Raw genomic sequence first — 20,077 nt, forward strand, 5'->3', positions numbered from 1 at the left:
TGATCGCTCAGAACCAGGTCCTCAAGCCAATGAGGAAGCTGAAGCCTTCCGTATCGCCGCGCGCCCGCGCCAGATCGCGGGTGCGGCCGAATGCGCGTTCATATTTGATGCCGATATAAGGCGCGAACTCCGGGATCAACGCGTAGCGCAGCCGGAGGCCGGCCTCGGCCGTGGAGAGGCCGGCGCCGATGCCGAGCTCTGGCACGTCCTGGGCGGCAAGATCGAATTCGAGGTTCGGCTGGAGAGTCAGCTTCCGGGTGAGGCGCTGGTCGTATTCGGCTTCGAACCGGCCGGTGAGATCGCCCTTTGTCGAGAGAAACAGCGCGCCGGCCACGTCGAACCAATAAGGTGCCAGACCCTGGAGGCCGAGCACGAAATGCGTCCGGTCCGGGCCTGCCAGATCCTGGCGCAAGCCTGCCTGCAGGTTGAACCATGGATCGATCGCACGGCTGTAGAGCGCTTGCACTTTAGCCGTATCGGGTGCTTCGCTGAACGTTCCCTCGCCTTCCGACTTGATCCAGAACCGGTCGACGTCGCCGCCATACCAGCCCTGCGCCTCCCAGGCGTAGGATTGGTGGCCCTGCCGGAACCCGGCCTCGACCCGGTCGATCAGCACCTTCGACGTGACGATGTCGCCATGTTCCTTGCGGAGTACCGCACGGGCATCCGCCATCGCGTCGGTGCCGTAAACCTGATCCGCGGCATTCATGGGGCCGCCCAGCGCCCGGGCCGAGGGCGGCGCCACTGGAGGGCCAGCAACGCCCGGCTCCTGCCCGCTTGCGGTTCCCGCCGGCCTGGGCGTGCAATGGCCCATCGCGGCATGCTCGGGCGGGCATGACGGGTCGATAGCGGCAGCCGGCTGGGCAGTAGCCGCATGGCCGCTGTGCTGCGCGAAGGCCGGGGTGGCGAATGCCAAAGGGCCGAGCAGAAAGAGCATGGTTCTCATGCGGCCTCTCCCGGAAGCGGCCGCACTGTGACGACACGGAACATCCCGGCATGCATGTGGAGCAGCAGGTGGCAGTGGAACGCCCAGTCCCCGGGCGCGTCCGCGGTCAGGTCGAAGGCGACCTTTCCCCCCGGGAGCACCATGACGGTGTGCTTCACCGGATGGTTCCCGATGTGGCCGTTCACCACCTCGAAGAAGTGCCCGTGGAGGTGGATCGGGTGAGTCATCATGCTGTCATTGATCAGCACGACGCGGGTCCGCTCGTTCAGCTCGAAGCGGATCGGCTCCGCCCCCTCGCTGAACTTTTTACCATCGAACGACCACATGAAGCGCTCCATGTTGCCGGTAAGGTGCACCTCCACGGTGCGTGCAGGCGGGCGCGCGTCGGGGTTCGGGGCGAGCGAGACGAGGTCGCGATAGGTGAGCACCTTGTGACCGACATTCTCGAGGCCAATTCCGGGTTCCCCGGTCCGATCGACGGGGGCCATGGCAATCGCGTCGACGCCGACGCCCACCTTGACGTTGGGGGGCACACTGGATTTGTCGCGCATGTTCATGCCGCGCATGTCCATCGCGCCGTGATTCATGCCGCCCATGCCCATGTCCTTCATCGTCAGGACGGGTCGATCGCGCAGCGGCGGTACGGGCGCGCGCATGCCGAGACGCGGCGTCAGCGTCGCGCGGCCCATGCCCGAACGGTCGATCGACTCCGCGACGAAGGTGAAGGCGCGATCCTCGGTCGGCTGGACGATCACGTCGTAGGTCTCGGCATTGCCGATCTGGAATTCGTCGACCGTCACGGGACGCACATTCTGGCCGTCCGCACTCACCACGGTCATCCGGAGTCCCGGAATGCGGACGTTGAAGATCGTCATCGCGGCCGCGTTGACGATCCGCAGGCGGACGCGCTCGCCGGGCCGAAAGAGACCGGTCCAGTTTTCGTGCGGCCCGTGGCCGTTGATCAGATAGGTATAGGTGGCGGCGGTGACGTCGGCGATGTCGGTCGGATCCATCCGCATCTTGCCCCACATGCGGCGATCTTTCGCCGACATCCGGTCCTCGGACGCGCCGGAAAGCTGGCCGAGCAGCGTCTGCTTCTGGCGGTTGAAATAGCCGCCCTCCTGCTTGAGCCTGGTGATCAGCTGATGGGGGTGGAGGAAGCTCCAGTCGCTGAGCACGATCACGTGCTCGCGGTGATAGGCGACGGGATCGGCCGCAGCGGGCTCGATGATCAGCGGACCGTAATGGCCCTGCTGTTCCTGATGACCCGAATGGCTGTGATACCAATAGGTGCCGCTCTGCCGGATCGGAAATTCATAGGTGAAGGTCGACCGCGGCTTGATGCCGGGGAAGCTGACCCCCGGAACGCCGTCCATCTGGAAGGGCAAAAGAAGCCCGTGCCAATGGATCGAAGTGTCCTCGTCGAGCGCGTTCTCGACATGGATCCGGACATTCTGTCCCTCTTTAAGGCGGATGAGCGGCGCGGGCAGCACGCCGTTTAGCGTAACGGCGTGCCCTTTGCGGCCGCCGACGGAGAACATGTCATGCCCGACGCGCAAGCGGATGTCCGCACCGCTGAGCGTCTCCATGTCGGGGACGAGGCCAGGCGTGCCGTTCTGCGCCCATGCGGGGAACAGGCCTGCCGCGCCGAGTCCGGCAGCGCCCAGGGCTCCCGCCCGCAGGAACGCCCGCCGTTCGATAAGCTGGTGCATGTAAATTCCTCGGCTGCCCCGAACGTGCGGAGCCGATGTCGTGAGATCCGGGAGGCGCCGGTGCGGCGCCTCCCGGGCCGTCTCAGTGGCCGTTATGGCCCGCTTGCGCCCTCTTGTCGCAGCAGACCATCTTGCCGTCAGCGCCCTTTTGGCAGCAGTCGCCCTCCCTGTCGTGACCGGCATGGGGAGCGGCGGCAGGAACAGCGAGCTTGTTGAGGGTGCAATGACCCATCGCGGCGTGCTCGGGTGTGCAGGCAGTGGCGGGCGCGGTCTGCGGTTGGCCTGTCGGATTGGCGGGCGCGGTCTGCGCCACGGCAGGCGTCGCGATCGCAAGCGCGATCGTCGTCAGAAACATTTTCATTTGGTAGCTCCAGAAAATCAGAACGAAGAACGGGTGGTTCAGATTTCTGAAGCGATTCGCGGCGGGGGAGTCTCTCCCTCGGGCCGGATTCCGGAAAGCGCCTGCGTCGGCACCATTGCAGCCCTGGATTTGGGATGGATGAACCGGGCGCGCACGGTGGCCGGCGTTCCCGGAATGGCTGCGCAGGCTGCCGCGCAGTTCATCTTCAGGCCCGACTTCTGCTCGTGCTCCGGGGCGGGATCATGCATTCCGGCGCAGCCGCCATCGGAAATGCTGGCGGTCGTCTGCGCCATGGCCATGCCGACGCCCATCTCCATCGCCAGCGGCGAGAAGAACATGGCGAACGCCACGAGAAAAGAGGCGAGAAGCCGGGTCATCAAGCCCTCATTGTAGGGTCGGGAGGACACGGCCGCAAGGAAGTTGGGTCCCTGACTCCTTTCGCCGATACCGCTTGACCCTGACATGATGTCAGGCCTCACAAGAGACGGCGTTGGAGGAATCGTTCGATGGACCACGCTGCTCACGATCATGCCGGAGGTTGCTGCGGCGACCCTGACAAGGTCCGTACCACTGCCATCGCGAAGGATCCCGTGTGCGGCATGGACGTGGATCCGGAGAAGACGGTGCACCGCGTCTCGCACGCCGCTCACGAATACTATTTCTGCTCGGCAGGATGCCGGGCGAAGTTCGTCGGCAACCCTGACGCCTGGCTGGGAGACAAGCCGAAGCCTGCGCCAAAAGCGAGCCCGAGGGCGATCTGGATCTGTCCGATGCACCCCGAGATCCGGCGGGAGGGCTCCGGCACCTGTCCGATCTGCGGCATGGCGCTGGAGCCGGAAGAGCCTAGCCTCGACGATGGCCCCAATCCGGAGCTGGTCGATTTCACGCGCAGGACCTGGGTGGCGGGCGCCCTCACGGTGCCCCTGCTCATGATTTCGATGGTCGCCGAGATGACCGGCGTTCATTTCGTCCCGGCAAGCTGGAATCCATGGGTGCAGCTCCTGCTCACGGCGCCGATCGTGCTGTGGGCCGGCTTGCCATTCTTCGAGCGTGGCTGGGCGTCGATCCGGACGCGCAACCTCAACATGTTCACCCTGGTGTCGATCGGGGTGGGCGCGGCATTTCTCTACAGCCTGGTGGCGACGGTGGCTCCCGGGCTTTTCCCGTCCAGCTTCCGCATGCACGGGATGGTGCCGGTATATTATGAGGCCGCGGGCGTCGTGGTCACGCTGGTTCTGCTCGGACAGGTGCTGGAACTCCGCGCCCGCGCCGCCACGGGCCGCGCGATTCGTGCGCTGATGACCCTGACGCCGAAGACTGCGCGGCGGATCGGCCCCGACGGCAGCGAGCAGGAAATCGACCTCTCGGAAGTGATGCAGGGCGATCGGCTCCGCATCCGCCCTGGCGAGGCCGTGCCGGTCGACGGTGCGGTGATCGAGGGTCGCTCGTCGGTCGACGAGGCCATGCTGACCGGCGAGCCGGCTCCTGTGGCAAAGGCGCCGGGCTCCAAAGTGACCGGGGGTACGGTCAATACCACCGGCAGCCTCGTCATGGAGGCGCAGGCGATCGGATCGAACACGGTCCTCGCGCGGATCGTCAAGATGGTGACGGAGGCGCAGCGCAGTCGCGCGCCCATCCAGGCCGTTGCCGACCGGATCTCCGGCTGGTTCGTGCCGCTCGTCGTGGCGATCGCACTGGCGACGTTCGCGGTCTGGAACCTGGTCGGACCGGAGCCGCGCTTCGGTCACGCGCTGCTCAACGCCATCGCGGTGCTGATCATCGCCTGCCCCTGCGCGCTCGGACTCGCCACGCCGATGTCGATCATGGTCGGCACCGGGCGCGGCGCACATGCCGGCGTGCTGGTGAAGAACGCCGAGGCGCTGCAAGCGCTCGAAAAGGTCGACACCCTTGTGATCGACAAGACCGGAACGCTCACCGAGGGGAAGCCGAAACTGGTAGGGATCGAAGCTATGGAGGGCGTCGACGAGAGCGACCTGCTGGCGTGGGCCGCCGCGGTCGAGCGCCGTTCGGAGCACCCTCTCGCCCATGCGATCGTGGTTGCCGCCGGGGAGCGGGGTCTCGAGATCCCCGCCGTCGAGGATTTCGGCTCGATCACGGGCGCAGGTGTTTCGGCGCGCGTGGCCGGACGCACCGTCGCGATCGGCAATGCGGCGATGATGCGATCGGTTGGGGCAGATCCGGGTCCCCTCCATGACCGCGCCGAGGCGCGGCGGGCGGAAGGCGCTGGCGTGACGCTTGTGGCGCTGGATGGCAGGCTCGCCGGGATGCTGGCTGTGGCGGATCCGGTGAAGGCGTCCGCGCGCAGCGCCATCCGTGATCTCCACGCGGAGGGCTTGCGGATCGTGATGTTGACGGGCGACGGCCGTGGGACGGCCGACGCAGTCGCCAAGGCGATTGGCGGCGTGGATGAAGTGCATGCCGACCTGAAGCCCGAGGACAAGGCGCGCATCGTCGGCGAGCTCAAGGCGAAGGGCGCGGTGGTTGCGATGGCCGGGGACGGTATCAACGACGCACCGGCGCTGGCTGCCGCCGATGTGGGCATCGCCATGGGCACCGGGACCGATGTGGCCATCGAGAGCGCAGGCATGACCCTGACGAAGGGGGACCTTGCCGCCATGGTCCGCGCGCGCCGCCTGGCGAAAGCCACCATGCGCAATATCCGGCAAAATCTGTGGTTCTCGTTCCTGTTCAACGGCATCGGGGTGCCGATCGCGGCGGGCGTGCTCTATCCGGTGGCGGGGATCCTGCTTTCGCCTATGCTGGCGGGCGCAGCGATGGCATTGTCCTCGTTTGCAGTTGTGACCAACGCGCTGAGGTTGAACGGAGCCCGCCTGTGAACATCGGCCAGGCATCGGGTGCGAGCGGGGTCTCGCAGCGAATGATCCGTCACTACGAGAAGATCGGACTCATCCCGGAGCCGCCGCGCCGCGACAGCGGCTATCGCGACTATTCGGATACGGATGTGGCGAGGCTGCGGTTCGTCGCCCATGCCCGCGATCTGGGTTTCCCCATCGAGGAGATCCGCTCGCTCCTCGGCTTGTGGCAGGACAGGGCGCGCTCGAGCGGGGATGTGAAGGCGCTTGCCACAGCGCGGGCCGAAGAGCTCGGGCGGAAGGCTCGGGCGCTGGAGGAGATGCGGTCGACGTTGCTCGATCTCGCGGCCCGTTGTCATGGGGACGACCGTCCCGATTGCCCGATCATCGAGACGCTGGCACGCTGATCGTTCCGAGGTGATATTGCAAACCATTTGCATATAAGCCAGGGGCCTCCGGATCGATCCTCGGGGGAAGAATGGCGCGCACTGGCAATCGAGTTCGGCCGTCCAGGGTTGGGCGAACGCAAGCGTTCAAACAGAACAGCGTTATGGTCGCCTCGGCGTCGTTGCTGGCGTGTAGCCCCGTTTCCGCCCAGACGGCACCCGGCGGTGCCGCGCCATCGAGCGACGAAGAGACTTCCGGCGACATCGTCGTCACCGCGGATCGGCTGGGCAGCTTCAGCGCGGACTTCGTGCAGGCGGGCACCTTCCGCGATTCCCGGCTTCGCGATACTCCGCTGACCGTCGCGGTAATGACGCGTGAACTGCTCGACGCACAGGAAGCGCGCTCGCTGATTGACGCCGTGCGCAACACCCCCGGCGTCACCCAGGCGCAAATCAACACGGTGATCTACAGCAACCTCTCGATCCGGGGCATCCCGGTCAACAATTTCGCTAATGTCCGCTGGAACGGCATCCTGCCGGTCGTGAATTTGGTCGAGCAGCCGATCGAGAGCAAGGACCGGATCGAAGTGCTTAAGGGCGCGGCGGGTCTCTATTACGGCTTCGCCAACCCCTCCGGCATCGTCAATCTCGTCACCAAGCGGCCGATCGATGGTCCCGTCACGCGCTTCGAGATCATCGGCAACAGTCACGGCACGATCGGCGGCAGTTTCGACGTCAGTCGCCGCTTCGGGTCGGCTGGCCTACGCGTCAACGCCGGCAGCGCGATCCTCGAGCCCGGCGTACGCGCCGTCGAAGGCGAACGCCATTTCGTCACCGCCGCGTTCGACTGGCGGCCCGCCGAAGGTCTCGAGATCTTGCTCGACGCCGAAACTGTCTACAAGACGATCAGCGAGCCGACCGAGTTCGCCCTGCCCGCCGCGGCGAATGGCGTCATTGCCATCCCGCCGCTGCAATCGCCTTCCAAGAACCTCGGCGCCGAATGGATGCAGGCCAAAGGGTGGGAGCGCAATCTGCTCGCGCGGGCCAATTATGAAGTCGCACCGGGCTGGCGGCTGGCGGCCGCGATCGGCGACTCCTTCCTCTCGCGCGACCGGGACTATTCCTCCTTCGGCAGCTACGATCTCGCCACCGGGAACGGCATTGTCGCGGTCGCGATGACGAGCGGAAACGACTATCGTAACACCATCTATCGCGGCGACCTTTCGGGAGCTTTCCACACCGGCCCACTCGAGCATAATCTGCTGGTCGGCGTTTCGTACACCACGCGCGATTCCCGGGTGCCGACCGCGGTGCGACGCTCCTTCGCGCAAAATCTCTACGATCCCGTCGCGATTCCGCAGCAGCCCACGCCGCCGGCCATCGTCCCCAATCCCTCGCGTATCGAGGATCTCGGTGTCTATGCCTTCGACCGGATCACTTACGGCGAATGGTTCCAGGCGACGATCGGCTATCGAAAGACCGATTATAGCGATGTCAGTCGCACCAGCGCCTATGCGCTCAAGCCCGGCACTTTCTCCTGGGGATTGATGGTGAAGCCCGTTTCGTGGGCCAATCTCTACGGGAACTATATCGAGGGGCTGGAACCCGGCGCGATCGCGCAGCAGATCGCCAACAATGCCGGCGAAATCCTGCCCGCAGCGCTCAGCAAGCAAAAGGAGGTCGGGGCCAAATTGGAGCCGATGCGCGGCCTGCTGCTGACCGCCGCATATTTCCACATCACCCGGCCATCCTCCTATCTCAATGCGCAGAACTTCTTCGTGCAGGATGGCGGCGCCGTCTATGAAGGCGTCGAGTTCAGCGCCACGGGCGAGGTAACGCCCAACCTCTCGCTCATGGCGAGCGGCATCGTGCTCGACGCGACCCAGGAATCGGGCGCGGCGGCGGTGGTCGGCAAGCGCATCGAGAACACCGCGAAATTCTCCGGTTCGCTGTTCGTCGAATATCGCGTGCCCCAGATCGCAGGCGTGCGCGTATCGGGCGGCTTGTTTCACGTCGGGCGCCGCGCAGTGAACGCGCTCAACCAGGGCCATGTGCCGGGCTATACGACCTTCGACCTGGGGATGAGCTACACCTTCCGGCTGCGCGGCAACCGCATGATCGCGCGCGTCTATGGCGAGAACATCGCCGGCACGCGCTATTGGGCGGCGACGGGATCGAGCCTGCTCGCGCAAGGGCTGCCGGCAACCGTCAAATTCTCGCTCTCGACTGCGTTCTGACGGCATCGTGCGAAGCCTGGAGGCTGATCCTTCCCGGCAGGCAAGATCCTGACGCGCGGTTTGGAACGTCCCCGCCCGGCTTCGTATCCGATGTTAGCCGCGTGGCGGTCTCAGTGCCGCCCGGCGTGACGTTCGGCCATGTAGCGGCCGGGTGAGGTTCCCAGCGCCTTGCGGAACATGGTCACGAAGCTTGGTACGCTCTCATAGCCGAGGTCGCCCGCGACCTGCTTGATGGAACCGCCGGCGGCGAGCCACTTGACCGCGAGCATGATGCCCAATTGCTGCCGCCAGCGACCGAAACTCATCCCTGTCTCACGGCGTATCAGTCTGGCCAAAGTCCGCTCGCTGAGTCCGGCACGCCCGGCCCAGGCGTCGATGGTTCCTCGATCGGCGGGTGCAGCCATCATTTCCTCGACGATCCGTCGCAGCCGCGGGTCGCTTGGCATGGGCAGGTGCAGGTCCTCAATCTCGGCCGACCCGAGCTCATCGAGCAGCACCGAGATCAGTCGCGTATTCACGCCATTCTCCGCGTAGAGCAGCGGCAGATTCGCCGCCCGCGCCAGCAGCTCGCGGAGGAGTGGTGTTACGGAGATGGCGCAGCAGCTCGTGGGCAGCCCCGCGCTCCACGCCGTGTCGATGAACGCGCCATAACCATCCAGCGTACCACTCACCTTGATCGCGTGCAGCGCGCCGCCGGGGATCCACACCGCGCTACGCGGCGGAACGATCCACAGTCCGCCGTCGACCTCGCAGCTCAGGGCGCCACGCTGCACCAGCACGATCTGGCCCTTGGCGTGCCGGTGGAGGTCGAGTTCGAGGCCGCCGAAATCTTCGGCCATGAAGCCATAGGTCACTACCGGACGGGGAACGTCGTCGGGCTCGACCCAATCGGATTCATCGCTGAGCTCGGTCAGAATAGGCATGATGCCCCACTCGCTCGATTGGCGGAAATGGATAACATTATGTCCGCCCTTCGCAATGACGCCATTCCTCATTGCCTCTATCGAGTCGGACCAGATCGGTCGAGCCGGGAAGGGCGAAGCAAGTGAACACATTGGAAACGGGAAATGTCGCGTCGCTGCTGGACAAGCTGCACCAGGACGCACACGTGGCCGACCACGCGCATGTCGAGAAGGTGATGGCCGAGATAGAGGCGTCGGGCGAGGGCGCCGGGCAATGGGCTACCAAGCTGCTCGAGCCGCATCTGCGCACTGGAGCAATGGCGCTCGGCGGGAACGCCTTCGATCCACAATACCAGGCCTATGTCCGCGATCCCGCCAATGGCTATCTGTCGCAGGCGCTCGCGATCGACGAGGGGCGCGGCAACGAATTCACCGTGAGGACCCGGTGATGCTGCCGATGGAATCCCCGAACGTGTCGCGCCCAAGGTCCCTGGCCGGCTGAGCCAGGCGGTAATCCGCCTGCTGATGAAGCGGGCGGCGGTGACCGCCAACGAGCAACTGGCCGAGCGGTTTCGCCTGATCACGCTCGAAGGTCCGGCGCTCGAGGGCGTCGCCTGGGTGCCGGGGCAGAAGATCCAGATCGCGATGGGGTCGGCGTTTACGTCGCGCACCTACACGCCGATCGAATGGAACTCCGCAACGGGGCGCGCCTGTATCCTGGGATATGTCCACGGCGAAGGACCGGGCAGCACCTGGCTGCGCGACGTGGCACCGCACGATATGTGCGACATCTTCGGTCCTCGACCGTCTCTCGATATGCGACGCATGGCCGGGCCGCTGGCGATATTCGGGGACGAGACGTCGATCGGGCTCGCTTATGCGCTGGCGCAGGGAGGGCGGAACGGCCCGGTTGCCGGCTGCTTCGAGGTCGCGGACGTCAGAAGCTGCCGCGAGGTCATGGCGCAGCTAAAGCTCGGCGAGTTTGCGCTGATCGCCCGGGATGCACACGATGCGCACCTTCCTGAGATCGAGGAACAGTTGGCGAGGCTGGCGGCAACCGGCGCGTCGTTCGTGCTGACCGGCAAGGCCGGCACCATCCAGCGGCTTCGTCAGGGGCTGAAGCGGCTGGCCGTTCCGGCGAGCCGGATCGCCGCCAAGGCATATTGGGCGCCAGGCAAGAGCGGACTCGATTAGTCGGGCCGCGGCGAAGGCAGTTTCTGGCAACAAATTCATTCACATGTCACGAGCCGGAGGGGGTAATTTCCTTCCGCCATAATAGCGCACGCGGGCTACGGTCCGCACAAAGGATTCTGGATGAGCGCGCAGGGGCGCCGGGGGCGACCAGCCGTCGGTAGAGAGCGAACTCATCGCCTGGGAGCAGCTCGCGATCTTGCAGCGGGTCCTCGACGGGTCTGCCGGTACGAACGCGAATCATCTTTCGCCGCTTTCGGATCGACGGAGTGCCCAGCGGGTGCAGGAGCAACAGGAAAACCGGATCGCTTGTCTATTCGGCTGCCCCGCTGTCGCGGATCGCTGCCGATGAGCCGTGCCATGGACGTGCACATCACAGCGACCCCGGATTCTTGCCCTCGGGAACAACGAAAAGAGGTCGATGCGCGCCTAGCCGGCGCGGCACTTGGCTAGCGCATCGCGCGACGGGGCGTCCCACCAGGTATTGGTGACGATCACCATGCCCGTCCACTTGCCCTGTGGGCGGTCGGCGATGGCGACCGCGAACCAGACATCGCCGTTCCGGAAGGAAGCGCCCCTGGTCAAGGTGGGCGCGACGGTATCGGCAGGCGTCCAGCCTTCCTGCAACTGCTGCCGATAGCTCGCCAGGACCCCGGCCGCGCTGCCGGCCGGGACACGCAGGAAGCGCGCCTCCGCGCATTCGGCGCCCTGCTGCCGCGCGCGACGCAGCATCAGATCGGCGCTCTGCACCAGATCGGCGCGATAGGGATCGGCAAAGGGTATCCGCGCGTCGGCTACCGCGCCCGGCGGGTCGAACGGGGACGCGACCGGTGCGGCCTGGGAGCAAGCCGCGCCGATCAGTGCCAGGCCCAGCGCCGCGGCGAGGCTACGGCTTGGCGTTGGCCGAGACGAAATTGAGCGTCGACAGGAAAGCCGAGCGCGAATCGGAGAGCGACGAGTCATTGCCCGCTGCGTCGGTCGGAAGTGCCGCATCGGTCAAGGCCTGGGTGGGATCGCTCGCGCCAGCCCCGTTCATCGAGTTGGTCGCCGTGCGTACCCAATCTTTGGCCACGGCCATGGCGGTGGCGGCGATGCCGGACTTGTCGAGCAGCGTCAGGCCCGATGCGAGCGTATTACCGATCAGCTGGTTCTGCTCGGCATTGTCGGTCTTGATCGACCTCGCCGCAGCCGATGCCGCGCCGATGAAATAGCCGAGCCCGGTAGCGGTGCGATACTGGCCGTCCACCGCATGGTCGAACGCCGTGTCGCGGTTCGGCTGGCCGTCGCTGCCCGCGGCGACCTGCGCCATCTGCGCGCCGAGCCTGCCCTGCGGGCCTTGGCCGCTGTCGAGCATCACCCGCGCATAGCTGGCGAGCGCGTTGCCGTTGGCGGTGGCAACGTCGCCCGAGCCGGCCGGCGGCTGGCGGAATTTCGAGAGGTCATTGACGATGCCGCTCGGATCGCTGTCGATGATGTTGCCGAGCGCCGCCGCCATCTCGGTCATCGCGCGTTGGGGCTCGCTGGTGTTCTGGCCGGTGAGCACCGCGGCGTTCCCGGGGCGTTCGCCGCGCATCACTTCGGCGCCGACCGCGAAGGCCTGCGCCTTCTGGTGCGCATCGGGCATCGTCGCGAGCGCGGTGGTGATCTCGCCAAACAGGCGGGTATCGTACCCCGGCGTCCAATTGCCCCCCCGCTGGCCGGTAAAGTGCGTGGAGGTCTCGCCGATCGCGGCCTGGAACACTGCGCTCTGCTGGTTGCTGTCGAGCGCGTTGAACGCTTCCTGGGCCTGGGCGCCGCGCAGCGAGCTCAGCACCTCGCCGACCGCGACTGCCTGGGGATTGCCGTAATAGCTGGTGCGGCTGAGCAGGCCTGCGTCGAACTGCGAATCCTTGCCGGCGGCGACGGTGTCGGGGCCGAGCGCGCGGACGAAATCGATCTTGGTCTGCGCGGTGGAATGCGCCGCGATCGCGTTGCCAAGGTCCTGGACATAGCCGGCGCCTTCGCGGCCATCATCGCCGCCGATCGTGTCGAAGGCGCGGCTGAGCGAGGCAAGGTTATTGCCGTCGAGCTTGCCGGCCATGTCGGTGAAGAACTGGTTGCGCTCGTCGGCTGAGAGCGAGCCGGTGAACAGGCTGCCGGAGGTAACCGTCCCGGCCAGGTCGTCGAGGCGGCCCGAAGCCTGGAGATCGGCGACGACGGCATTGGCATCGCTCGGTGAAAGGCCGGCGAGCGTGCTGGCGATCGCCTGGTCGTCGCCATGCGTCTGGACGCCGAAGGTCCCGGTGCCATCGAGGCGGCGATCGATCTCGGTGCGTGCAGCCTGCGCCTGGGGCGTAAGACCGCCTGGCTGAGCGGGGACTTGCGCGGGGGCCTGGGCGAGCTGGACCGTCGTCGGGGCCTGGACCGGCGGCGGCGGCGGCGCGGTTCGTGTACCGGCACTGTCGACGGCTAGGGCCATGTCCATCTCTCTCGCTGCTATTGGGCTCGCGAGTGGAATAGAAGCCGCGGCCGCGGCTGTCGGTAATCGGATAGACTATAGGTCCGCGGGCCAGCCGATGTCGCGGCGGCAAAAGGCAGTGGACGAACGTTTCGATCAAGCGCCGCCAACGCTTATTCCTGTCGCCTTTGGCAGCTATGGACTGCGTCTCGTTTTGGCGGGCTCTGCCTCGAACACGACGGGTTTCACCAACAAGGCGCATATCGAGCGTAGCGGAACCCCGCTCAGTCGAGCGCGAGCGCGTCCCGGATGATGTAGTGAAGGTCGGTCTGATCGAGCAGGCCGGAGACATTGACTGCGCGCGGACCAAAAGCGGCGATGCGCAACTGGGTGCCGGTATGCCCCTGCGACCCTTCCTCGGCGGTGCCGTAATTGACTGTCATCACCCCGCCTTCGCGCGTGTTGAGCGCCGCCGTGAGCCCCGGTGCACGCGTGCCGTTGCCGACGATCTGGCTGGTATGCGCATGATCGGCGGTGACGATGACCAGCGTGTGCCCGTCCGCCCTGGCGAATTCGAGCGCGACCTGGACGGCCTCGTCGAGGTCGACAGTCTCGCCGATCTGCCCGCACGGATTGGCGGCGTGATCCTCCTTGTCGATCGATGCGCCCTCGACCTGGAGGAAGAACCCCTTGGGCTTGTCCTTGAGCAGTGCGATTGCCTTGCGCGTCATCGCGGCGAGCGTCGGCGTGGCGGCGGTGCGCTCACTATTGGGCTGGCAGGTGATGGCGGGCTTGTCGATATTGCCGTGGTAGCTCGCACGCGGGCCGGTCCAGCGTACGGGCATATTCCCTTCCGCGAACAGACCGATCAGCGGCTGGCGATCGTCGGCGCGCGTCACGGCGTCGAGGTCGGCGGCGTTGCGGACGATGCGATAGCCGCGCGCCTGCGCCTGGTCGAAAAGCGTGCGGCCCTTCCACTTTCCCGCCATGGCGGATTCGGCGAAGCTTGCGGCGCCGCCGCCGAGGACGAGATCGGCGCGCGTGTCGAGCAACTGCTCGGTGATCGAGCCGGCGCCGCCATTCTCGAGCGCGTTCTCCGGGCAGGTCTTGCTGGTCACCGCCGGCGCGAAGCATTTGCGCTGAACGACATGGGCGATCTGCGCGCCGGGGGTCGCGTCCTGGATCTCCGAGGTCGACACGTCGCCAGTGGCGAGCCCCGCCGCCTTGGCGCGTTCGAGCAGCGTCTGGTGCGGCTTGCCTTGGATATCGACGCCGATCGCGCCGTTATAGCTCTTGACCCCTGACGCCCAGGCAGTCGCGGATGCCGCGGAATCGGTCACGTAATTGGGTTTGCCGGTCTCGCGGTCGAGCGAATAGTGGGTGTACTGGCCGGTGAAGGGGAGGGCGTCTATGCCCTTGAAATAGCCCCCGGCACCCTCGGCATAGTTGCGCGCGAGTGTGATTTCCGAATCTCCCATGCCGTCGCCGATCAACAGGATGACGTTGCGAACTTCGCCCTTGGCGCTCAGCTTGCGATAGGTCTGGCGCATATCGCCCGGAAGCCGCCGCGCGCCGCCGGGCTGACGCACATCGCCGCGCGCCGCGCGCGACAGATCGGGTGCGGCATCCTGCGCCAGGGCAGGCCGGCTGGCGACAGCGAGCAGAGCGATGATTGCAATGCGGGAGATCATGGGGCGATGCTTTCCTAAGTGGAGCTAATCGTGCGGGCCCTCGTCGCCATACTGCGGCGAGAGCCCGCAACGGTTCAGAACTGCGCGCGGACGCCCAGGCTGATCCGGCTTCCCGAGAATTCGTAGGTCGTCGGGAAGGACGGATCCATGGTGTAGCCCGTGGTCTTCTCGTTCCCGACATTGATGCCCTGCAGCTCAACGCGGAAGTTCGGCGTCAACTGGTAACTCGCCGAGACGTCGAACTGGCCATAGGCATCGCGGTACACCGGATACATGTTGCGCTCGATTCGCTCCACATAAGCCCCTTGCGGTTGTACGACACGCGCAGCGAGAGCGGACCCTTGTCGTAGAAAATGGTGGCGTTGTAGGTGTTGTCGGCCAGCCCGATCGGCGAGGTCGCGATGTCGAGGTCGGATTCGCCGGTCAGTGAACTGTCGAGGAAGGTGACGTTGGCATTGACGCCGAAGCCGTCGAGCCAGTCGGCGAACATCCCGAACGGCACCACTGCGTTGAGCTCGACGCCGCTCACCGTGTACGAACCCTCGGCATTGACCGGCTGGTAGACGTCGAAGTCGTAGACGCCGTCGATCGTGCCGTTGGCGTTGTATTTGGTGACGTCGGGGACGGTGCCCGTCAGCTCGTTCTGTACCACGCCCTTGATCTTCTTCCAGAAATACGACGCCGCCAGGATGCCGCCGCGGCCGAGATACTTCTCGACGCCGACTTCCCATTGGTCGGCATAGGTCGGCTTGAGATTGGGGTTTCCGTCGGTGAAGCGGAAGTCGTTCCAGCTCGCCGTGCGCTTGTAGGCGAGGTCGGTCAGCGCGGGCCGGATCAGCGTCTGCGACGCGGCGGCGCGCAGGTAAAGGCTGTCGGTCAGCTCGGCATGCGCATTGAACGAGGGCAGGAATTTGTCGTAGCGGCCCTCGCTAGACACGGGCGCCGGGGTGAGGCCGGTGGTGCCATTCGGGTTCTGGATCTGGTGGAAGCCCTCCGAACGGATCGCGGTGCGCAGGTAGCGACCGCCGAGATTGACGAACAGCGGCACCGACACGTCGAATTCGAAATCGACCATTGCATAGCCGGCGAGCGTCTCTTCCTTGACCTTGTAATAATTGGCATCGCCGAATGGCGTGACGAAGCCGGCAGGCCGGAAGAAGTCGCGGGCATATTCGTTCGAGATCTGCGCCCAGTCGAGGTCCCGCGCCTGATAGGCTTTGCCGCCGACGATGTCGGTCACCTTCTCGAGCGGGCTGTCGGCGAGCGTACGGCGGTTGATATAAGCCGTGCTGCCGCGCGTCGGACCCTGGATCTTCTCTTCGCCATATTCGCGCTCGTTGGTCTTGCGGGTGTAGCGCCCGCCGAAGTTGAGTCGCTTCAACGCAGACGTGTCGAACTGGTAGCTGACATCGAGCTGGGCTGCGTATTTGTCGTCCTTGATGCGCTCGCGCGTCGTCTCATACGCCTCGAACAGATAGGAGGACGGCGCATTATACATGTCGATCGTGCGCGGATTGGCGCTCGGGATCGTCTCGCCGCCATTCTCGGTATACCGGGTGCGCGACGGCGCGTAGGCGACGTGCTTGAGGTTGGCGAAGTCCAGCGTCTTCCGCGCGCCCGAATAGCCACCCAGCGCGTTGATCTTCCAGTTGCCGGTCTCCCAGTTCATCTCGCTGCCGAACTGGCGATAGTCGGTCTCGTTGACATATTCCTTGCTCAGGAATTCGTGCTGGGTGTTGGTGTAGGAGACGTCGCGCAGCACGATGATGCCGTCGTCCGCCAGCGTGGTGGCGTCGAAGTCGTGGATCGTCTCGAGCGTCGAATTGCTCGACGCCGAATAGCCCGCCGCATCATATTCGTCCTCGACCGTGTCGTAGGAGCCGACGAACGCGTCGAAGGCGAGGCTGAAGCTCTCGCTCGGCTTGTACTGGATCGAGCCGGAAAGGCCGAGCCGATCCTGATCGTTCTGATAGACGCGGTCGCCGACCTTATCGAGGAAGACGATTCTGTTCTTGAGGTCGTTGGTGAAGGTCACGCCGGCATCGCGCTGCAGCACTGCGATCGCCTGGTTCCGGTTGGCGCCGGTGCGGTCGGTCCAGCGCGAGATCGGGCGGAAGTTGATCCCCGAGTTCGAATCGGTGCGGTTGGTGCGCTGCTGCTTGGCCACCGAGACCAGCACGCCAAAGTCGCCGAAGGTGTTGCTGGCGAGGAAGGAGAAGTTCGGGTCGATCTTCTCGGAGATCGAATTGTACGCGCCTTCCGCGCTGCCAACGAGGCGCAGGCCGGGCGTGTCGAACGGGCGCGCAGTGCGGATCGAGACCGAGCCGGCGATGCCGCCTTCCTCGTCCGCCGCGGTCGGGGACTTCTGCACGGTGACCGACTGGATCAGTTCGGAAGCGAAAATGTCGAACTCGACGTCGCGGCCGCCCGAACCGGACGCGGTCGCCAGCTTGTTGATCGACACAAAGGTGAACTCGCTCGGCAGGCCGCGGACATTGACGCGCGTGCCGAGACCCTTGTCACGCTCGATCGTCACGCCAGGGACGCGCTGGAGCGCTTCGGACAGATTCTGCTCGGGGAAATCGGCAATGTCGGTGGCGACGATCGAGTCCGAGAAGCCGATCGTGTCGCGTTTGATGTCGATCGCCTCCTGGAGGCTGCGGCTGTAGCCGGTAACCACGATATCCTCATCTGCGCCCGCCTCGTCCGCCGGTGGCACCGACGCGGTCTGGGCGGCGACGGGGGCAGCGGTGAGTGCGACGAGAGCGGCTCCGAGAAGGAGCGGTGTCGTGCGGTCGAGGTTCCTGAACTTCCGGTTCATTTCGAATTCTCCTGTGTCTCTTCTGAGTGGCGGCTCGCCGGCTCGAGCGCCGGGGCGAGCAAATTCGTCCCCCCGAACCGCGGGCCGCGAGAGGACGGGTCTGTCGTAGAATTGAGTTGCGCGAGCAGCGTGCGCGCTCGGTGACCTTCAGCGCGCTGATTCGGCTACAGGCGGACTTGTCAAAGTTCCTGCTGCCCCCGCTGGCATCGCTGCGTCAGGATGACTTGTGCGAAATCTTTTCCGCGCCAATCGGCGTGTTGCATCGGCAAACACCGGCGAATAGCCGTGATCCAAACCATTGCGCTCCCCCGGGCGTTATTCGCCCCCGCCGAGCCCGGTGGGGAAGAGTTGTGACGCGCCTGTTACGAGACTCGGATTATCTTGACTTTCAGCCGGCACGAAAACCAGGGGCGCGAAGCAGCGCTGTTCGCGGATCCGTATTTAGAGATCCTCCCGTGGGCTCACTCGCGCAGCGCGGTCTGGATGAAGCGCTCTGCCTTGCCGTTCGTGCGGGGCGTATGGGTTTGGTGCGGATGTGCTTGAGGGCGAGGTCGCGACAGGCGAGGCGAAAGGCCTCCGAGAGGTAGCAGCCGCCGTTGTCGGTCATGATGCGCGCTACGGTGACGCCGAGGCTTTGATAATAGGCCACTGCATGGCGGAGCGCTGCGGCGGCGCTGCTCGCTTTCTCATCGGGCAGGATGTTGGCGCAGGCGATGCGTGAGGCATCGTCGATCGCGACCTGCACATACTCCCGTCCGCTTTCCCTGATGCCGGAAGACAGACTTACACGGTCTACGCGCTGGACGGATACGTGAAATATGGCCGCGTTCCGGGTGGCCGCGCCTGGACCGCCAGTCAGTAAAGCGCTCACTTGTTGCCGACCAGAGGAGAGGGCTCGCGCACTTCACAAAAGCCTGTCGTCCATTCTTCCTGGAACGCGGGGGAGGTTGAATGTCCCGCGTCGGTGGATGCGGTCCGGGCTCCGAGCGAACGAATGCGCAAGCCCCATCGACGCTCAGGGTCAATCCTGGACACAACAGAGGGGAGCACCGAGACCTGCTTTCCCCGGAAAAACGCGATCACGACGCCTCGGCGCGGACTTTGCGAGCTTCATCTGCTTTGGTATCGAATTTCCTTCGGGGAGATTACAGTCCGAAGCTGATGCCTATGCGCCCGGCAGTTGATCGGCGCACGGTTGATCCCCCGACTCCGGCGTTCACGTAGATTTTCGGTGAAATCCGCCCGACGACGGAGCCCGAAAAGCCTTGCTGGCCGCGATATGTGGCCAGATTGAACGACATGGAAACGGCGCTGTCCGGTACGATCATCGTGCCCCCAGCGCTACCGCGGCCGCGATGCCGCCATTTGCTTCCCGGATGTTCCGGCGCAGCCCGTTGACCGAGGTCTGCAACCCGCCGACATCATCCCGCAATGTGCTGATCTGGCCCGACTGCATGGTGTTAACGGCCTCGATCGCGGTCATCCGCGAATCCTGGCTGACATCCTTCGCCTCGATCGATGTCATCCGCACATCCTGGCTGATGTCTTTCGTCTCGATAGATGCCAGTCGGGTGTTCTGAGTGCCGTTCTCAGTCTCCGCTACGCCGAGCCGCGCGTCCTGCGCCGCGTTGGTGTCCACGACCTCGGCGATGCGCGCCTCCTGGCGGTTGACCTGGTCGTTCAGCGTCGTCACGTCCGTCGCGACGCTCGCAACCATCACATCGACATAGGTCTTGTTCGCTGCGTCGGTGCCCGTTGTGGGCGAACCCACATTCTGTATGCGATTGCCACCCATTTCGACCGTCGCGCCCGGGGCGACCGCCAGTCCGGCGGCAACCTCCAGGGTCTGAACGTTGGTAGTGCCCAGAATGGCAGCGCCGCCGTTGAGCGTTGCTTGCTGGTTGACCCTCAGAGTGCCGCGCATCAACGTGTTGTTGGTCACTTCCAGCGCGCCAAGGTCAGTGCCGTTGGTCACCGATAGCGTGCCTATCTGCGCCACGCTCATCGTCGTGCGATTTGCCACCGACAAGGTGTTGAGCGTGGTGGCGCCAGCTACTTCGAGCCGGCCGGTGGAGACCAGGCCGCCATTGGCGATATTGGCGCTGACGACCCTCCCGTTGAATGTCGTCGTGGCGGCGTTGAAAGTCGCGGTGCCATTGAGCGCGAACGTCGTTCCGGTCGTGGTCGAGCCTATGCGCAGCCCGGTTGGAGGATAGAAATTCAGCCCGCCACCACAATCGTCGCTGTTGATGGTCACGGCAAGCATGCCGTCCGCCGAACAGACGGCAGAGATTTCCCCCGCCCCTTCGCCTCCGATCGTCACCTGCGCGAAGGCGGGGCCTGAGGTGCAAAGCAGGGTAACGAACGCGGAAGGTGCGATTAACGCAAGGCAGGCGCCTTTGGAGCGTCGGCAAAAGCGCATATTGGTCATGATGAATCCCCTCGGAAAGGTCACTCCGCGCCACGTGCGGCACGCGGCCTGACCTATTGGGAAGGGCCTCCTCCAGAAAGGACGCCAGCCTGACTTGAAGCTGATCTTTTCCTGATTTCTCGGGGGTT

At 65.2% G+C, this 20,077-nt stretch carries 17 protein-coding genes and 1 pseudogene; 5 read left to right on the forward strand and 13 right to left on the reverse strand.

Going from position 1 to position 20,077, the window contains the following annotated elements; translation table 11 throughout:
* Window positions 1-7: 7 nt before the first annotated feature.
* The 4 genes from CVN68_RS17085 to CVN68_RS17100 all read right to left on the reverse strand — a co-directional run bounded on the left by CVN68_RS17085 (window position 8) and on the right by CVN68_RS17100 (window position 3,396).
* On the reverse strand, window positions 8-946 hold the full coding sequence (locus tag CVN68_RS17085; RefSeq protein ID WP_100283264.1) for a copper resistance protein B: 939 nt from the start codon (window positions 944-946) through the stop codon (window positions 8-10).
* A complete protein-coding gene (locus CVN68_RS17090; protein ID WP_100283265.1) occupies window positions 943-2,658 on the reverse strand; it encodes a copper resistance system multicopper oxidase in 1,716 nt (571 codons plus the stop codon). The genes CVN68_RS17085 and CVN68_RS17090 overlap by 4 nt, the downstream gene beginning before the upstream one ends.
* Window positions 2,659-2,740: 82 nt before the next feature.
* A complete protein-coding gene (locus tag CVN68_RS17095) occupies window positions 2,741-3,019 on the reverse strand; it encodes a hypothetical protein (RefSeq protein ID WP_100283266.1) in 279 nt (92 codons plus the stop codon).
* A 38-nt stretch (window positions 3,020-3,057) separates the two neighbouring features.
* Window positions 3,058-3,396, reverse strand: a complete 339-nt coding sequence (locus CVN68_RS17100; protein WP_158298932.1) for a hypothetical protein — start codon at window positions 3,394-3,396, stop codon at window positions 3,058-3,060.
* A gap of 222 nt (window positions 3,397-3,618) precedes the next feature.
* On the opposite strand from CVN68_RS17100, the gene CVN68_RS17105 reads away from it, so the two are divergent.
* The 3 genes from CVN68_RS17105 (at window position 3,619) to CVN68_RS17115 (ending at window position 8,476) form a co-directional block, all read left to right on the forward strand.
* Entirely contained in the window at window positions 3,619-5,877 is a 2,259-nt protein-coding gene (locus tag CVN68_RS17105) for a heavy metal translocating P-type ATPase (RefSeq protein ID WP_233503401.1), read from the forward strand.
* The gene (gene cueR, locus CVN68_RS17110) at window positions 5,874-6,260 is read left to right on the forward strand and encodes a Cu(I)-responsive transcriptional regulator (RefSeq protein ID WP_100283269.1); all 387 of its coding nucleotides are present in this window, start codon (window positions 5,874-5,876) and stop codon (window positions 6,258-6,260) included. Before CVN68_RS17105 ends, cueR begins: the two co-directional genes overlap by 4 nt.
* Before the next feature lie 143 nt (window positions 6,261-6,403).
* Window positions 6,404-8,476, forward strand: a complete 2,073-nt coding sequence (locus CVN68_RS17115; RefSeq protein ID WP_158298933.1) for a TonB-dependent siderophore receptor — start codon at window positions 6,404-6,406, stop codon at window positions 8,474-8,476.
* Window positions 8,477-8,586: 110 nt separating this feature from the next.
* On the opposite strand, the gene CVN68_RS17120 is transcribed toward CVN68_RS17115, so the two are convergent.
* Window positions 8,587-9,399 carry an AraC family transcriptional regulator gene (locus tag CVN68_RS17120; protein ID WP_100283271.1) on the reverse strand — a complete coding sequence of 271 codons (813 nt, stop codon included), beginning with the start codon at window positions 9,397-9,399 and terminating at the stop codon, window positions 8,587-8,589.
* 122 nt (window positions 9,400-9,521) lie between these two features.
* Between CVN68_RS17120 and CVN68_RS23715 the strand changes: the two genes are divergently transcribed.
* Entirely contained in the window at window positions 9,522-9,827 is a 306-nt protein-coding gene (locus CVN68_RS23715) for a hypothetical protein (protein ID WP_199560115.1), read from the forward strand.
* A gap of 76 nt (window positions 9,828-9,903) precedes the next feature.
* On the forward strand, window positions 9,904-10,572 hold the full coding sequence (locus CVN68_RS17130; protein ID WP_100283272.1) for a siderophore-interacting protein: 669 nt from the start codon (window positions 9,904-9,906) through the stop codon (window positions 10,570-10,572).
* A gap of 426 nt (window positions 10,573-10,998) precedes the next feature.
* Here CVN68_RS17130 and CVN68_RS17135 read toward each other — a convergent pair whose 3' ends face one another.
* The 8 genes and pseudogenes from CVN68_RS17135 to CVN68_RS17160 form a co-directional block, all read right to left on the reverse strand.
* On the reverse strand, window positions 10,999-11,319 hold the full coding sequence (locus tag CVN68_RS17135) for a hypothetical protein (RefSeq protein ID WP_100283273.1): 321 nt from the start codon (window positions 11,317-11,319) through the stop codon (window positions 10,999-11,001).
* Between the two features lie 136 nt (window positions 11,320-11,455).
* Window positions 11,456-13,027 carry a hypothetical protein gene (locus CVN68_RS17140; protein WP_158298934.1) on the reverse strand — a complete coding sequence of 524 codons (1,572 nt, stop codon included), beginning with the start codon at window positions 13,025-13,027 and terminating at the stop codon, window positions 11,456-11,458.
* Window positions 13,028-13,290: 263 nt separating this feature from the next.
* Entirely contained in the window at window positions 13,291-14,697 is a 1,407-nt protein-coding gene (gene phoA / locus CVN68_RS17145; protein ID WP_100283275.1) for an alkaline phosphatase, read from the reverse strand.
* Window positions 14,698-14,771: 74 nt separating this feature from the next.
* Complete coding sequence (locus CVN68_RS24220) at window positions 14,772-14,972, reverse strand: TonB-dependent receptor (RefSeq protein WP_267893710.1); 201 nt, start codon at window positions 14,970-14,972, stop codon at window positions 14,772-14,774.
* Window positions 14,912-17,518 (reverse strand): TonB-dependent receptor, encoded by a 2,607-nt coding sequence (locus CVN68_RS17150; RefSeq protein WP_267893711.1) that lies wholly within the window; start codon window positions 17,516-17,518, stop codon window positions 14,912-14,914. The genes CVN68_RS24220 and CVN68_RS17150 overlap by 61 nt, the downstream gene beginning before the upstream one ends.
* Window positions 17,519-17,982: 464 nt before the next feature.
* Window positions 17,983-18,293: pseudogene (locus CVN68_RS17155) on the reverse strand (DDE-type integrase/transposase/recombinase); the annotation flags it as partial.
* A 370-nt stretch (window positions 18,294-18,663) separates the two neighbouring features.
* Window positions 18,664-18,846, reverse strand: a complete 183-nt coding sequence (locus CVN68_RS23400; RefSeq protein ID WP_158298935.1) for a YadA-like family protein — start codon at window positions 18,844-18,846, stop codon at window positions 18,664-18,666.
* Window positions 18,843-19,949 carry a hypothetical protein gene (locus CVN68_RS17160; RefSeq protein WP_158298936.1) on the reverse strand — a complete coding sequence of 369 codons (1,107 nt, stop codon included), beginning with the start codon at window positions 19,947-19,949 and terminating at the stop codon, window positions 18,843-18,845. The genes CVN68_RS23400 and CVN68_RS17160 overlap by 4 nt, the downstream gene beginning before the upstream one ends.
* Window positions 19,950-20,077: the final 128 nt, after the last annotated feature.

The organism is Sphingomonas psychrotolerans (genome assembly GCF_002796605.1).
In the GTDB taxonomy this organism is placed as follows: Bacteria; Pseudomonadota; Alphaproteobacteria; order Sphingomonadales; family Sphingomonadaceae; genus Sphingomonas; species Sphingomonas psychrotolerans.